This window comes from Vibrio sp. S9_S30, assembly GCF_014694455.1.
In the GTDB taxonomy this organism is placed as follows: Bacteria; Pseudomonadota; Gammaproteobacteria; order Enterobacterales; family Vibrionaceae; genus Vibrio.
The window spans coordinates 69,806-85,701 of sequence record NZ_JAAUWT010000021.1 but is presented as its reverse complement, the minus strand read 5'-3'; the positions used below and the strand labels follow the sequence as shown (position 1 = coordinate 85,701).

The following is a 15,896-nucleotide window of genomic DNA, read 5'->3' as shown; positions in this document are numbered from 1 at the left end:
GAAATTCAGCAGTAGCTTGAAGTTCTAAAGAAAATTCAGACATAAAAAATCGGTCCCAGATACATATCTGGGACCGATTATGAAGACTATTAAGGATCGTTCAAGAGTCTTAAACGATCGGCATTACGCAGATTCTGCGGCATTCTTGTATTAGAATGCAACACAACAATGGAAACTCTTACCGAGTAAACGGGCGCTTAAATCCAAGCACTCTATTAGGTCAGACGTTCCAGTTCCGTAATATTAACAAGAGCCTCTTCATTGGTTGAGCCACACACAATAGGGCATGGTTTAAATTGATGACACACTTTAGGCCGCTCCGGTTTACCAAATAACTGACAGAGGTTATCGTCGTTTAGCTGAACGCATCGTACGCCAGCAGGCTTACCGCTCTTCATTCCCGGAATAGGAGAAGAAATGCTCGGCGCAATGCAGCATGCCCCACAACCCAATCGACAGTCCATCACATCTACCTCTGTTAAAAATAGGGCGCGATAGTAGCAGAAATTAGGGCGAGTGGCATCATCGTTCACCCCTTTCGAACCCCCCGTATTTTTTGACTGCTTTTACTCTTTTTGCTCCATATTCGTTTTGTTGAAAGCGTTTTTTCCCGAACCAAATAGAGCATTACATTGAATTTAAAGGGGTTTCATATACCTTGATCTAGCAAGTATTTCCCGCAATGAAAATCCTGATAGTATTCCTATGTTGCATATCTCGTTGTTATATATCGACGGTAATCCATTTAATAGGATAAACATTGGATACAGACTTCTCCCCCAGTGACTTTAAAGCCATCCTGCACTCCAAACGCACCAGAACAAGAGTTTCGCCAACAAGTGTTGCAAGCTTTTACTGATCACAAAGCCCTCGATTTTATGTTTGAAACCGTAAAGCGCTTAGCCCTGAGAGATCTCGGTGCAGCACACATCGAAAATACCGAGCAGGGTGACTCATTATGATGGTCACCTTCGTTAGCCAATGCGAAAAAAATGCCCTAAAAAAGACCCGCCGAATACTCGATGCCTTCGCCAACCGCATTGGTGACAACACATGGCAAACCCTGATCACCGAAGATGGGTTGATCACCGTAAAAAAAATGCTGCGTAAAACCGCCAGCCGCAGTACAGCCGTAAGTTGCCATTGGCTACGCTCGCGATCCCGTAGCCAGTTTTTGTGGGTGGTAGGCAATAAAAATAAATTTAATTTAGAAGGTGTGGTGCCAGTGAATACAACACAAAAAGAGGTTTTTATGGATGTCATTACCGACAAACCCAAATCGGGCGTACTTTACGCCAATACTCAACTTCAGCCGCTAGTAGAGCACTTATTTGCCGTGGGATATTTTGCTGAAGCGCTGCATAAAAGGTTATTCCCTGAGAGCACGCAATTCTCAATAGCAAATTTTATCGCAGGCTGCCTACATGACATCGGAAAGATAGACCCCAAGTTTCAAGACTGGGTAAGAAACCCAAAAAAGAAGAACTTTATAGCAGAAGATGGGCAGCATATTGACGATGCAAAATTCAGTTTTGAAAAACACCCTAGGCACAATGAAGTGTCGCTACTGCTATATCAGCTATTAGACCGTGCCGAATTAAAAACCCTGAACCCAAGCAACAAAGAATCGATAAAGCACGCCATTTATTGGCATCATGCAAAACCCTACCGTAAAGATAAAAACAGTTTCACAACATACAACGACATTAGTAAAAAACTGATCGCCAATCAGAAGGGTGCTTCTCTTCACGATATCTTAGGGCAGGCGCAATCCTTACTAAAGCAAGTCGCAGGGCTAGACAAAAAATACCGTTCGGCTGAACACTCCATGCTGAGTAAAGCGATTAATAATGAAGCCGTTTCAGAACTGGAGCATGCGATTCCTAGCTCATTGCACACACCTAACTACAAAGAATATGGGTTAGAGGAGTCCGTTTCAGCGAATCGTAGCAACGTAAAAATAAACGCATTAAATAATATTGTACGGGCCTGTGTCATTACAGCCGACAGAATAATTTCAGCCATGAGCGCAACAGAGCTCCATGAAGCAATATTGCAGCGCACATTAGAAGAGAAAGTGAATGATTTACTGGAAGTCGAGTCAACACTCACCTCCAGCATTGAAGCATGTCTAGGGGCATTTTATCCCAATAGTGAGCGCAGCCTTAAACAGGGTGATATTGCCAAACAGTTAACCTACGCAGAAGATGTGGCAGTATTAGCCGGTGCCGCAGGTTGTGGCAAAACCAAAATCGCGTTGGAGTGGGCAAAGCGACAAGGAGCAAAACGCATAATTTGGGTGTGCCCCCGAGTGCAAGTCTGCCAAGGCTTATTTTATGAATTGACCTCAGAGCAATATCTACCGAATAGTACGATTGAAATCAATACAGGTGAATTTAAATTTCATAATCAGTGGGATCATCCCATACCAGAAGGGGAAAGCTTTTCTGGCGATATCGTCATTACCACCATCGATCAAATTTTTGGTTCTGTGATTAGCCACACAAACGCCAATACCCTCATCGATTTTTTAAATAACCATGTTGTTTTTGATGAATTTCACGAATACGTGAATATGCCAGCATTTAATTTACTGTTTGCTGAACTGATTGCTACGAAAAAACTTAAAGAACAGCAAGCCAATACCCTATTGGTGTCGGCAACGCCTCATTATGTCTTTGTTGAAGAGTTATTGGACATTCATGAAGATGACATCATCGAAATGCCATCATTTAATCAAAGCCAGTATCAGCTCGACTTCAACGTGTTTGATGACACCAAGCTTGATACTACTAACCCACTATTCATACCTCGACGTGACAGTGCTTTTGTCATCAGTAATATGGCTCTCACCGCCCAGAATGGCTTTATCGCCAATCAACATAAAGAAAATGCAGTGCTACTGCATTCGAAATTTATCAAAAGCGATAAACAAACGTGGTTCGCAGAGGTGTTTGAATCGTACAAACGCAACGGCTCTCGGAAATTCGAAGTGCTACGCAGTGGCCCAATTGTTCAAGCCTCTTTGAACATCAGTTGTGACTACATGGTTGCGGAAATCACTAACGCAGAAGATTGCTTACAGCGCTTAGGGCGGCTAGACAGGTTTGGTGTTAACAAAGAAATAAACATTTATACCTTGGCGGTGCCTGAGTCTATTGCCGCCTCAAAAGGGAACAGCCCTGCCTCCCGCTTTTTATCAAAGCTCCATGTGCTTAAGTCTGTACGCGAATGGTATCAGCACCTACTAATCAATTTAGAAGGTAAGAACTTTAGCTTGCCTGACATTTACACACTTTATAAAGATTTCCACCGTTCAGAGAAAACAAAGCAGTTCATTGAAAGTGATTTGGTGGCAGCATTAAAAGAAAGTGTCAATAGAATCAACGCCAAGGTTATCGACCCCATTGTTGTACCACCCAAGAAGAACAAAGAGAAAAAACGCAGCAAAATAAGTAAAGGTTCCTTACGTGGTGACAACCGTTTTGTGCAACTTGCAGTCGTGGATTTAAGCCAATCAGAGCCGCAGTATTTAGAGCAATATGCGTATTCAATCCCACTTGACGACGAAAGTAACATCGATAATTTAACGTATTCCACCAATGCGATTTTAGGGTACGGACAAAGCGATAAAGATCTCCTTTCTCACATGTTTAAAAAGCACCACAACATAATGGGAGGCACAAAATCATACAATGATAATGCCTTACTCAATGAAGCCCGAGATCCAGAGTCCCCAATTTATTTAAGTTACACCACGAACGACTTATTAGCCGTAGGCGGAGAAAGTGCCCGTCACCCGCACGCTATTTATTATGCAGTCTGTGATAAACAACCCATAGGCGCAATGGCAATGAAACAAATTAATCAAACAACAGAAGATGAGGAATAAACAATGGAAAAAATAACAGGCATTAAAAGTGTTGATTTCAAAATTAAAGCATTAGGTCATGGTGTTGTGAATTGGAATGGTCCAACGACACTAACTGGCGATAATGGAAAGACAGTGGATAACCATACACTTCCGAAGCTAAGAGGTTATTCAAATTTGACAGGAAAAATAAAAGACGAGACTGGCTATAAATATAAAAAAGAAACGACGGATATCGATTTCAAAAAAACGCCTTTATACATAAGCCAAAATTGTATTCGCCATCACTTGTTTAAAGAACAAGCGTTTGATCTGCATTTTGCAGGAGAAAAAAACTTAGAGAAAGTTTTAGCATCGATCACCGGGCTTATCCGTGGTTACGTAGTGCCTTCGAGTCAATGTAAAAGAACCAGCCCTTTGCTTGTTGAAGATTTTGTCGATCAATTAGGGAATGGCAATTATGAGCAATTTGGCCAGGCAGGTGAAAGAGACAGCTCTTCCTTCTTCTCTAAAACCACTTTTGGTGATACAGAATATCTTTCATATGGTTCTATTAGCATAGAGCAGCTACAGTTTATTTCGTTGGACAAGAAGTTTGACCGAGCAAGCATGATCATAAAAGAAGGGCAAGGTGAAGAGGTTGCAGCAACAGTGCAAAACTTTATCAAAGAGCTAAACCCATCTTTAAACCCCGTCGCGACTTTCCACTGCAACTATGTTCGTAAAGGAAGCATTTTCGAAGAAGGTGAGTGCGGTATTTTGTTAAACGATGACGCAGTCAAGGTATTGATTGAGCATACTTTGTCACGCATTGCCGATTTGAGTATTCGTCAAGCCAAGGGATATATGTATGTTGATGAAATTACAGTGGATTATAATGATAGCCATAAAATGATGCGCATAAAGCGCAATGAATCTGAAATCGTTAGCGAGCCACACTCTCAATTTGCTCAATATTTTTACGCAAAATAGGCAATCAATATGAAAATAACGATTGAATATGATTCATGTTGGCGTAATTCCTTTTTGGGAGGTTCTAATAATGAAGCGATCCCAAAAAAGGGAAGAGAGTTTTTAGGATCCATGACCAACCTTAAAAAAGAAGGTAACTTTAAAGTCTGTGAAAATACAATAGATACGGTAATGGGGTTACTGAATCGATTAATTGGTGATCAAAGAAAGCTCTATCAAGCACGTAGTAAAATGTACGAGAAATCATATTATTTTGAAGAATTAGAAAGCAAAATTTCTTTTGAAGATAAGCCAGAGTTTACAAATGAAATGACGTTTATCCGAAATATGAATGGCAGTACAGATCAGAATTCATTTACTGGCATGATCAAGGTGTCCGATCCCATTTTTACATCCGAATACTCACCAATGTTTTGGGGCGTACTAAATATGGACGTATCTACATTATGCGATTTTATAGTTAATGATACAGTGATAGATAGAAGAATTGAACTTGATCCTCTAAGTATTATCAGCCGACTTGAATTTCTGAATAAAGAGAAACCCCAAGAAAATAAAGATGCGGTGGCAAATGCGGTCGTTACCCTTAAGTCGACTTTTCCTGATATAGAATACTTAAATAAAAATGGACAAGTTGTCACTGTCAGCTTGTATTGTTCTGCTTTATATCTTCAATTGATTCGCTTAGAACGACAATTCGATATGTCTTCTGCAAAAACGAAAGCTGGTGGAATAAGTGGTATCTCAAAACGTGGTTTCACAAAAAAAGACTTTATGGGTCGATATACCACCGGACCCAAAAAAACCATCTGGGGTAATCCTTTTATTAAAAAGGAAAAAATAAAAGGGCAGGGAGAAGTAAAATCAATGATGACCAAGGCCAGTGGTCAATTAGAAATCATCATTGATGTCGATAGAGAGAAAGGGTTAGAAATTAAAAAGCTCATTGAAAATGCGGGCGTGTCAAGCTTTTACTTAGGTAAAAAAGGTCTTGCGTATGTTTCAAATATTCGAGTTTAGGAGGAAGCATGGATTCTTATATTGATATACGACTAAAGCCTGATGCTGAAATAGGGGAAGCCGAACTCAGCAGCAAGGTGTATACCAAGTTTCATAAAGCGTTGGTGACACTGAATACTAACCAAATCGGTATTAGTTTTCCGCAAGTGCATGTGAAACTTGGACGATTACTTCGTATCCATGGTGAATCGAGTTTACTGAATGACCTCCAAGGGTTGGAATGGTTGGGAGCACTGAGTGGTTATTGCCAAGTAAGCCACGTATTAGCGGTGCCAGAACAAACTCAATATCGCGTCATTTCCGAGAAAAGAAGCAATATGAGTAAGGCGAAGCTCAGGCGATTAGTCGCGAGAGGTACGATAGATCAGGAGGGGGAAAAACGCTACAAGGTTAAAATGTTAAGCCAAAGCTTTGATAACCCTTATTTAGATTTGCGTAGTAGCTCAACCAAACAAATCTATCGGAAATTTTTTGAGTTTAGTGACATTAAAGAGAAACCGAGCGATGGCATTTTTGATGTTTATGGTTTAAGCCGGAAGGCAACAATACCTTGGTTCTAACCCTATTTTTTTTGCTCTTTAAAAATAAACATATAAAACAGTGAGTTACAGTTAGTCTGTTTTTATAAGGTTAAAACTTGGTTTTTAATCTAACAGCTTGTTGTAACTTATTTTTCTAATGATATTCTATTGTTCACTGCCGCACAGGCAGCTCAGAAAATTTGCTTGACTGCTGAAACGCTCTCAGAGCTGTTCACTGCCGCACAGGCAGCTCAGAAATTTGATTGGGGCTCAGCACTATTTGTGTTGGAGTTCACTGCCGCACAGGCAGCTCAGAAAAATGGATTCGGCCATTTCCTTGGTGGTGCCCAGTTCACTGCCGCACAGGCAGCTCAGAAAAAACAGGTCTCGCAGCCGCGCCCGCCAGTTTTGTTCACTGCCGCACAGGCAGCTCAGAAAGTCAGGGTGGTCTGTTCTTACTGCTATTTTTTGTTCACTGCCGCACAGGCAGCTCAGAAAACAGCCCGACATACCACACACCCACGTGTGATGTTCACTGCCCTATCTCTCTATAGTCGGAGCACTTATACACCCGAAAGATCTCGTAGAGCATTGTTATTGAACTGGGTCCGTTAAGCGATGGCGTTTTCATTCTACGAAAAGCCGCCGTGATGAAATGGAGGTGAATGCAGAAGGGCATTGGGTTTGCAAAATGGTCGAATACTTATTCGTGGGGCGTTGCTTGGTCATGAGATGATTCGTGAGCCTGCTAAGAATTGAATTGACGATGAAAGGATTGGTGCCCGTATTGACGTATACCCTGCATTCCGTTATCTACCACATACTATAAAGACAAATATCAACCCAAAAGGCTCAGATCTTTCATTGAATTCATAAACAGCAAGTTTGATGTAGGTTAAGCGCCGTGCCGATTTACACTGGCGCTTTGGTTATTTCCAATTAGTATTGGTAAACCAATACTTCACCCTCTAAAGCCATTGGCACCATAAGCGTTTTTTGCTTTTGAGAGTAATAGAGGTCACCGGAACCTCTTGGTAAGTCAAGAGTTGTTTGAATGTCTCCTTGGGTTGAAACGGTAAAGACAACCCCTTGTTTCCAATCGGACACGATCAGGCTTCCATTCTCATTGACTTGAATCCCATCTAAATTCCCAAACGGTTTTTCAGTCACACGTTTTATGGATTTGGTTTCGGGATTTACCTTTAGTAATCGTCCAAAAGGGGCGTTGAGTGGGTCGCCATCGTTGAAAGCGCCCCACGCAGCAACGTACAAAGCACCATCTATAAACTTAAGTCCGTTTGGGTTTTCTAGCTCTGGTGTATCCATCCAAACCGACATGATGTTGTTTTCCAGTTTATAGATAGTAGACGTAAACATATCAGACACATAGACGTTTCCGCTTGCATCAATTTCGACGTCGTTAAGAAACTCGGCATGTTCAGCGTGGTGGGCTACAACCTTTCCGGACGCTAAATCTATTTCGAGAAGGGCTTTCATATCGCTGACAAACAGAAGGTTGTCTTTTAACGCGATCCCTTTTGGGTTGTCTAAGTTGTTGGCGATTGTGGCGATAAATTGATAATTCTCATTCAAGGCGACGACAGAGCCATCACCTGGTTGGTCACCAGATTGAAGAGAGACGAAATACACCCCTTTACTTTCATCGAACACAACAGATTCTGCACCGGGCAAGTTGGGTAGCCTTTCACTCAAAGTTGGTGCTGCCATTGCTTGTTGGCTTAAAATTAGAGAGGTAGTGGCAGCGAGTAAAAGCTTTTTCATTTTCATTCCTATTTGTTGATTAAATTATCAGGAGCGATAATAAAGTGTACTCATTTGTTGATATATAGGGATTTAATCAATGGACTGTTGCTGTTGGGAAACAATGAGTGAAGGTTCGGTTCGGTGATTCAAAAGAAGGTCTTTCCTGTCGAGATTTGAAATCACTTGCACTACGTGCGTTGAACGGCTATAACGACGCCTCCTTAGCGTATTGGGTTAAGGCGTGAACATAAAGCAGGTAAACATCATGGCACCATTTTGGGAAACAAAATCACTGGCAGTAATGACAGAAAAAGAGTGGGAATCGCTTTGTGATGGGTGCGGAAAGTGTTGTCTGCATAAGCTGATGGATGAAGATACCGATGAGGTGTATTACACCAATGTTGCGTGCAGTTGGTTAAATGATAAAACCTGCGGTTGTAAAGATTACCCGAATCGCTTCCAATCTGGTGAAGAGTGCCTCAAGCTGACTCGCGACAAGATTGACGAGTTCCACTGGCTGCCAGACACTTGCTCGTATCGTTTGCTCGCGGAAGGCCAAACCCTACCAGAATGGCACCCGCTTATTACGGGATCCAAATCCGCTATGCATGCGGTTGGTGAAAGCGTACGCAATAAAGTGGTGTATGAAATCGACGTGGTGGACTGGGAAGATCACGTGTTGAATCATCCCCGCTCTTGGTAATGTTGGTTTAACATGCAGGGCAGAAAAGTGGGAGTCGTCAAAAAAAGACCATCACTCCGGAAGCTGGCATAAGGGTTGTTGAACCCAAGTTTAGCGTGTTTCAATGAACACAGTAGCCGCATAGAAGAGGCAATGTTGGTGAATATTACACTACACTAACAATGCCAAGATGCCACCAATGGTTGCCGCTGCGGACAAATATTGCCCTGCGGAATAGGAGGTATCCTCTTCTTCTTTAAATTTGTCAGGGGGAGCCATACCTAGCGCCCCATGAGCAAAGGATTCGACTTTTTCACCTACGCTTTTCTCTTTCGAGTTTGTTGCTGCATCTTTTTCAATTTGCTGCAATGCGGCAAGTAAAGCTTTGCCTTCATTAGACAATGTGACTTTGTTCTGTTCGACTTTGACCGCTGAATCGATCGCGGTATCTTCAACCGCTTTCGATTTTGCATTGCCTGTGGTTGTGGCTGTCGGGGTAACCCTAACTGGCTCTGTTCCAATCGAAGTCATATTGTTCTCCTCAATATGGTCTGAATACTGTATCGGCAGGTGCCCAAAAAACTTTGATTATTTTTTCGACCTAATCTGATAGTTTTTTAAGCAAAATTCAGTCCATAAAGTTCAGAACACAATGAGGGTTATTCATCTTTGTCGGCTCATCCGGTATGTCTATTAGTGAGTGGTTGATAGATCTTTATTCTGTTGACACTTTTTATGTCCCTTGATGGCAGCTCTGAGACCAAGACTTGATCGCTTTTTTACGGTGATATCTGAAGGAATCGCGTTAGTCGATACATAATTAAACGTTGATCAACCCCTAGCCGAGTTAGGGGATGGGCATAGGTTTGATCGTGACAACGGTGAGCGTATATGGCTTCTTTGCTCGACGAAAAGAAGCGCGGATTGAGGAAGGGTATTGCTTCAAATATGGAGGGGATTAGACTTTTTGGTAGGCTCTGATCATAAAGTCTGCTTCACATTCAAACGTTGAAGCATCAGACAACGATTGCCTGAATTCGTTTGTTGCTTTCCAAGCAAACGGTGTCATTTGAAGTAAGTCGAATGCTTCACTTCCACTCAAGGGCATCATGTAATTCAACGTTTCTTCACTCACCAAAGTGAACCCCTCTATGAGCTCATGGGCCTCATCATGCAATCTAACGTCGTCGTAAATGCCCTCGCGAAGTTGATAGAGGTGGCGACCAGCTGGTGTGACAGTAACAACAACCCCTTGGTGGCGGATAACGCGCTTGAGTTCATCCGCTTTGCATGGAGCGTAAATTCTTAAAACTGCGTCCAGTGATTGATCTGAAAAAGGCAAGCGATGGCTTGAAGCCACACTGAATTGACAGCCTCTGTAACGCTTCGCAGCATACCGGATGGCGACTTTTGATATATCAAGCCCAAACACTTTGGCGTGAGGATTCGATGCTCGCAATGTACGCTCTACTTGGCTAGTGTAATACCCTTCACCGCAACCGATATCGAGCAGTTGTGCAGAGGTATTGTTGAGCCATTGTTGGCAAGTGCCAGCGACCGTATCGCGAAGCTTATCGTAGTGACCACTATCTAGAAATCGACGGCGAGCTTGAGTCATTGCCTTATTGTCACCGGGATCTTTTGAGCGCTTATGGTGTGCAGGCATTAGGTTAACGTAGCCTTCTTTTGCTACGTCAAATTGATGATTCTTGTCACATCGGTAATGATGCTGAACGAAAGTAAGCTTCGTTTGGCAAAGCGGGCATTGATAAGACATGTTCAACTCGTAGTGACAATAGGGTCGCAAATTTTAGCGGTATAGGCTGGTCATTGCAAAGATTCAAAGGCACGACAACCAATCTCGACACGCCGTTAACTAGTGTTCCCGCCGCACGTACTGTTGGTAAGGAGAAGGCAGCCGTGCGGTTATGATATACAAACCAATTTTGGTGATGATATTTTTGGCAACGGCTTTCGCCAAACTGTCAGAGCCGATAGAAAAAAGATGAGTTTGTTCGACGTAGGTTTTGGTCGATTTGATTTCTCTGAACAATACCCATTCATCAGAAGGCGATACTTGCTCTAATGAAGGGAGAGGCATCCATTTCACAATGTCGTTATGAGGAAATCGAGAGCAACCCGACAAAGTGAAGAGTGCTGTAATAGCCAAGATGACAGTGATACGCATTGAGCTCCTCCTTGAAACTCATATGAATCGAATGAAGTGACACCCGAGCAAGAATATGCTGCTGGGGTGTCACGATTGAAAAGCACTAGTCATTTTAGAAGTACTAGTCGCTTTAAAATTATGAGTCACTTTAAAATAAGTAGTTAACACCTGCTGAAATGTACTTAGATTCCACATCATGGAAGTTGATGTCGGAATCTTCATTGCCCATGCCCCCAATGACACTCACGCTTGCGTTTTTCCAACCAAATGGCTGCGCGTAGGAATAAAGGGCGAATAGGTTGGTAATCGTAGTGTCTTGCTTTTGATTAAATATGGGGTTTTTTGTATCAAACCCGCGCTGTGCGATGCCAGCGTGAGCAACAAAGCTGTGTTTTCCGAAGGACGCTTGCAGCCCTAGATTCCCACCAAATTCTTTGAAACTGTGGGCATTGCCATCGGCATTACGAATGGTGTAGTTCAGTGCAGGTAAAAGTGCCATATTGTCGGTTAGGGGAACAACAGTTTCAACGCCCATTCTTTGATACTGGCTGTCTCTTTCAAGCTTCTTCATGTTTTCAGCCGACAAGTTTTGCCCTTTACCGGATTTATCGTTTTCGACTTCGTATTGAACAAACGCGTAGCGGAACGTTACCGGCAAAATCGTATCTGGAGAAAAGGCGATTCGACCGCCTTGCGCATTAGAGTTTGTCGTTTTACGTGCGGAGCCAATTACATAGGCATCTTCCCATACTTCGTTGACGCCAGGGATGTTGGGGAAGTACGCGGCATTAATCAAACCCAGGCCATCTTGATAGTGGTTCACGCCTATTTCTGCTTGAAACTGTTCGTCAGTCACCTGATCTTCACTTTGACCGAGGTAGAATTGGGTGTGACCATTGTCTAATGTGTACTCCACTCGGACAAAGGGAAAAACGCCAAAGCCAGATGTCGACTTTCCACTGCTTTGCAACGAATCGGTCGTTTTATTGTCGTCGTGAGTATTGAGTTGGGATTGCTCGGTTCCCACTCCAACGTTAGCGGATAAAGCAAATTGCCAACCGGGTTCAAATGGTGTTTCCTGCTCGGTTGCTTCTGTATTGGCTATGAGAGAGGGGCTTATCACCAAGCAAGTTAAACCAACGGTTCTGTGCAGATATTTCATCCTTGTACCTTTTTATTTGTTGAGATAGAGCTGATATTCTGTTGAAAAAGGGGTCGTGACTCCATGCCAAAATAAAGACTAACTGTGACCGTTTGTGACGACAGAGAGGCGGCTTTCATGCTGATTCTCTTCAGACCTCGCGCTCCAAGATAGGGTGAACTTGGCTCCACCGAGTGAGGACTGCGAAACAAATACGTCACCGTCATGCCAAATGGCAATCTGCTTAACAATCGCTAAGCCGAGTCCATGACCTACCGTGGTATCCCTTTCTTCGTTATTGACCTGTGTAAAGGGATCAAACACCGATTCCCATAACTCCTGAGGAATGCCTATGCCGTCATCTTCAATGGTTAACACCCAGTTTTTCGGATGACGCTCAAGTGTCACCACAATCGTATTGCGAGCAAACCTTGTGGCATTCGATAGTAAGTTGTTCATCGCACGAATCATTGCTCTCTGATCGACCATCATTTTTTCTTCTTGAAGCATGGATGAGCAATGAAATTCAACGTTAAGATCTGGGTATTCCAATTGGAAGTGATGTATTTCGGCTCGTAATATGGGCTCCAGTACACATGGAACAATTTGATCGGTGTTAGGAATACGGCGAGTATAGCGAGAAAGGATTAATGTCTGGTTAATGAGATGGTCGAGGTCATCAATGCTTTTTTCGACCACGTTGTTGTATTTCTCTCTTTGTTCTTTGCCGATGTTGTCGTTGTTGAGCATCTCAAAAGCAAAACGCAGACGATAAAGAGGAGTCCTTAAGTCGTGTGCAATGGCGTTAGTGAGTTCACGATGGCCTAATATTAGCTTTTCAACACTGTCAGCCATGCTATTGAAGGATGTGCTTAACTGTGCGATCACCGACAATTTGGATGTCTTTGCGCGGGCTTGAAGATTGCCTTTGCCGTATTGATTTGTGGTCGCGACAAGCCGTTTTAAGTCTCGCCAAAGGGGAATTGCCCAAAGGACAATAACAGCGGCAATGCATAGCATGATCCCCATGATAATCGCGCCCATGAACTGAATTTGGATAGTGCTAGAGTGGTTGTCTATGACGCGCAAAATATCGTTGTCTTCAATTTGAGCAAATAAGACAAGCCCTCCATCGTCGCTCAATTCAGAGGTTATGTTGCCAGATAAAAGCCGATCTTTATCTCCCGTTGAGCGTTCAAGAGAGTCCAGAGGTTCGATAGAAGCGAGAATTGGCATGGATTGCGTTCGCTTTTTTAACTCAAGATCACGCTGATCTTTTGGGGTTCTTTTGATTTCCCGTGTCAGAATGAACATGGGACCTTGAGCTTGCATTCTTCCGTAGTCGTGACTGGCTAAGTCAGTAGCGAAATAAAGGGCTTGACTACTTTGATTGACTCTCAGGAGTATCGCTGAGGGGTCGGAAATATGGTAAATGATTTCCCCTGCTTGGAGGCTCGACAAATTGGTTTCGCTTAACGGGAAGTCTGCAATGTCTACGAGTTTTAGGTTCACGCCAAAATGGGGTTGTAGATCTTCTATGTATTGTTGCCAATTTTCCGAGGGCAGTGCGTTTAAGTCTTCGTGTAGTGTTTTGAGTGTCGGACCATAGATATTTTGATAAAAATCTTTTGCTAATGTGTTGCTGATATGGCTGAGTGGGTTGGCGCCGAACGGGCTGAAGAACAAAGCAATAGGAACAAGGATCACCAGCCAAAGAATAGAGAATGCCTTAATCATGAAAACTCCGTTAACGCTTGTCTGCGCAGAGTTGGTAGCCTTTTCCGCGAACAGTTTTAATGATTTGAGGGTGATTAGGGTCATCGAATAGGGTTCTTCTCAGGCGAGAAATTCTTCGGTCGATCGAACGATCCAAACCATCATATTCATACCCCCTTATTTGCTGAACAATGTCGTCTCGTGAGACGACTTTTCCAGAGTTTTGAGCAAGAAGATGTAAAAGTTCGAATTCGGCGGTGGTTAGCTGAATTTCATTGTCGTTCATAGAAACCTGCCGCTTTTGCAGATCAATTTTTAAGGCACCCAATGTGAGAACCGTTTGAGTATCTGAAGGCGCATTGGAACGCTGATTTCTGCGAAGTAATGCGCGGAGTCGTGAAAGCAACAGCCTTGGTTGGACTTGTTTGACAATGTAATCATCTGCACCCAATTCTAATCCCATCATTTGGTCGATGTCGTCATCAAGGGCGGTTTGCATCAAAATCATGCCAAGGTAATCGGTTCTTACTTGACGGCAAACATCCATACCAGATTGTCCCGGAAGCATGACATCCAATATGACAATATCGGGTTGCTCCGCTATGATCCGATGTGCGGCATCTAATCCATTGCTCACGTGCGTTACGTTGAATTCATGACTTTTTAAATAGTCACAAATCAATTCAGCCAGTTCCATATCATCTTCAACGAGCATTAAGCTGTATTGATTAGTAGGATCCATTCGATACATTTCCTCTCCTTGGGTATTGTGCCAATCTTATTTTAATCTCATTGATCGGACTGTGACGATTTGTGACTTTGTTACACTACTGCTCACGTGTATTAGGACTCAATAGTCCGTATATTCTTAGGTTAGGGATTCTTTTAAATAGGTGCTTTATATCATATCGGCAATGAAGTGAATAAAGAGTAACCATAACTGATGGAGTAAAATATTTGGAAGCTGAATGTATGAAAAGAAATAAAAAACGGCTAATGATCTAGCCGCTTGAAATATATCGATTTTGTTGTGACCAGTTGAATATTTTCACCGAATTTAAACGGTCAATCTCTGAGCACAATCATGGCTTTGAAAGGTTTATGCTTGATAAGATAGCTTGGTAGCAAGTTGGTGACTTTCGCCTGGCTGCAATGTTTTTCCTTCCTCAAGGGTAGGGGCATGAAGCGTTGATTCCACGCAAAGCATGGTTAGATAACCATCATTTTGCATGTCGCTCATACCTTCTGCGCCGTCTTTCCAAGGATTCCAAAGAACAGCAGAATTATGACCTTGATTTTCAACGATCAGTGTACGGTTAAAAAAGTTATCGGCGACTTTTATTTGCTCTTCAGGCTGAGTGTAAACACGATCAATACTTTCAGTGAGTGTAAGTGTGTGCCCACCTTGAGTCATTTGGTTGGCATTTAATCCGTCAATGAACTCTGCTCCCATTCCGGTTGTTTCTGTGTCGTGTATGCTGCCAACATTGAGGTAAGTATGCAGAGCACCTGAAAACGTCCATTCAGTCGTGTCTGTGTTTCTAACATCCAATGTTATGGTGAGATCGTCTGAGATTTCAACATTCAAAATGGCTTCAAACTGATGATTCCATACCGCGAGTGTGTCTTCGCTTGCTTTTAAGCCAAGGCTGACAATGACACCTTCGGTATTTTCTCTATGTTCAATCAATTCCCACTGGCTAATGCGTGCGAAGCCATGTGCTGGTGTTGCAATGCGACCAAACCACGGCCAACAAACCGGAACACCACCACGAAGTGCGGCTTTGCCATCGAAATTCGCTTCTTTACTCATCCAAATAAGGTCTTGTTGACCTGTTGGTTTAAAAGAAACAACGTGTCCGCCATGAAGGGAAATACCTGCGGTGGCTTTTTCATGGGTCACACGAACTATTTTTAGACCTTGATATTCTACAATTGTGATGTTGTCTGAAAGCACAGTCAGAGCAGGCAGAGAGCTTAGTTCCATCTTCTTATCCTGATTTTCATTATTGAGTTCATAACCTATAGATAAATAAAAA

Annotated in this window: 14 protein-coding genes, 1 pseudogene and 1 CRISPR repeat array; of the genes and pseudogenes, 6 read left to right on the top strand and 9 right to left on the bottom strand. The window is 42.8% G+C overall.

Annotated elements, in window-relative coordinates; all coding sequences use genetic code 11:
- Positions 1 to 215: 215 nt before the first annotated feature.
- A complete protein-coding gene (locus HC752_RS20485; protein WP_190337060.1) occupies positions 216 to 464 on the bottom strand; it encodes a YkgJ family cysteine cluster protein in 249 nt (82 codons plus the stop codon).
- Positions 465 to 809: 345 nt separating this feature from the next.
- Here HC752_RS20485 and HC752_RS20480 point away from each other — a divergent pair.
- The 5 genes and pseudogenes from HC752_RS20480 to cas6f form a co-directional block, all read left to right on the top strand.
- Positions 810 to 962: pseudogene (locus tag HC752_RS20480) on the top strand (type I-F CRISPR-associated endonuclease Cas1f); the annotation flags it as partial.
- Positions 959 to 3,892, top strand: coding sequence for a CRISPR-associated endonuclease Cas3'' (locus HC752_RS20475; RefSeq protein ID WP_190337054.1), 2,934 nt, complete (start codon positions 959 to 961; stop codon positions 3,890 to 3,892). The pseudogene HC752_RS20480 and the gene HC752_RS20475, both read left to right, overlap by 4 nt.
- Positions 3,893 to 3,895: 3 nt before the next feature.
- A complete protein-coding gene (gene cas7fv, locus HC752_RS20470; protein ID WP_190337053.1) occupies positions 3,896 to 4,843 on the top strand; it encodes a type I-Fv CRISPR-associated protein Cas7fv in 948 nt (315 codons plus the stop codon).
- Positions 4,844 to 4,852: 9 nt separating this feature from the next.
- Entirely contained in the window at positions 4,853 to 5,863 is a 1,011-nt protein-coding gene (cas5fv, locus tag HC752_RS20465; protein ID WP_190337052.1) for a type I-Fv CRISPR-associated protein Cas5fv, read from the top strand.
- 8 nt (positions 5,864 to 5,871) lie between these two features.
- The gene (gene cas6f, locus HC752_RS20460; protein WP_190337051.1) at positions 5,872 to 6,423 is read left to right on the top strand and encodes a type I-F CRISPR-associated endoribonuclease Cas6/Csy4; all 552 of its coding nucleotides are present in this window, start codon (positions 5,872 to 5,874) and stop codon (positions 6,421 to 6,423) included.
- A gap of 131 nt (positions 6,424 to 6,554) precedes the next feature.
- Positions 6,555 to 6,882: direct repeats of the CRISPR family, unit length 28 nt; unit sequence GTTCACTGCCGCACAGGCAGCTCAGAAA.
- A 441-nt stretch (positions 6,883 to 7,323) separates the two neighbouring features.
- Here cas6f and HC752_RS20455 read toward each other — a convergent pair.
- Positions 7,324 to 8,166: an SMP-30/gluconolactonase/LRE family protein gene (locus HC752_RS20455; protein WP_190337050.1), complete on the bottom strand. Its 843-nt coding sequence runs from the start codon at positions 8,164 to 8,166 to the stop codon at positions 7,324 to 7,326.
- Between the two features lie 244 nt (positions 8,167 to 8,410).
- Here HC752_RS20455 and HC752_RS20450 point away from each other — a divergent pair, with 244 nt between their 5' ends.
- Positions 8,411 to 8,851, top strand: a complete 441-nt coding sequence (locus HC752_RS20450) for a YcgN family cysteine cluster protein (RefSeq protein WP_342029497.1) — start codon at positions 8,411 to 8,413, stop codon at positions 8,849 to 8,851.
- Positions 8,852 to 9,001: 150 nt separating this feature from the next.
- Here HC752_RS20450 and HC752_RS20445 read toward each other — a convergent pair whose 3' ends face one another.
- The 7 genes from HC752_RS20445 to HC752_RS20415 all read right to left on the bottom strand — a co-directional run bounded on the left by HC752_RS20445 (position 9,002) and on the right by HC752_RS20415 (position 15,844).
- The gene (locus HC752_RS20445) at positions 9,002 to 9,361 is read right to left on the bottom strand and encodes a hypothetical protein (protein WP_194717429.1); all 360 of its coding nucleotides are present in this window, start codon (positions 9,359 to 9,361) and stop codon (positions 9,002 to 9,004) included.
- A gap of 427 nt (positions 9,362 to 9,788) precedes the next feature.
- Positions 9,789 to 10,607, bottom strand: a complete 819-nt coding sequence (gene rlmA, locus HC752_RS20440; RefSeq protein WP_190337048.1) for a 23S rRNA (guanine(745)-N(1))-methyltransferase — start codon at positions 10,605 to 10,607, stop codon at positions 9,789 to 9,791.
- Positions 10,608 to 10,706: 99 nt separating this feature from the next.
- Positions 10,707 to 11,018, bottom strand: coding sequence for a hypothetical protein (locus HC752_RS20435; protein WP_190337047.1), 312 nt, complete (start codon positions 11,016 to 11,018; stop codon positions 10,707 to 10,709).
- A gap of 130 nt (positions 11,019 to 11,148) precedes the next feature.
- Positions 11,149 to 12,162 carry a DUF2860 family protein gene (locus HC752_RS20430; protein ID WP_190337046.1) on the bottom strand — a complete coding sequence of 338 codons (1,014 nt, stop codon included), beginning with the start codon at positions 12,160 to 12,162 and terminating at the stop codon, positions 11,149 to 11,151.
- A 78-nt stretch (positions 12,163 to 12,240) separates the two neighbouring features.
- A complete protein-coding gene (locus HC752_RS20425; protein WP_190337045.1) occupies positions 12,241 to 13,878 on the bottom strand; it encodes an ATP-binding protein in 1,638 nt (545 codons plus the stop codon).
- Positions 13,879 to 13,888: 10 nt separating this feature from the next.
- Positions 13,889 to 14,599, bottom strand: coding sequence for a winged helix-turn-helix domain-containing protein (locus tag HC752_RS20420; protein WP_190337058.1), 711 nt, complete (start codon positions 14,597 to 14,599; stop codon positions 13,889 to 13,891).
- Positions 14,600 to 14,956: 357 nt separating this feature from the next.
- Complete coding sequence (locus tag HC752_RS20415; protein WP_190337044.1) at positions 14,957 to 15,844, bottom strand: D-hexose-6-phosphate mutarotase; 888 nt, start codon at positions 15,842 to 15,844, stop codon at positions 14,957 to 14,959.
- Positions 15,845 to 15,896 lie beyond the last annotated feature (52 nt).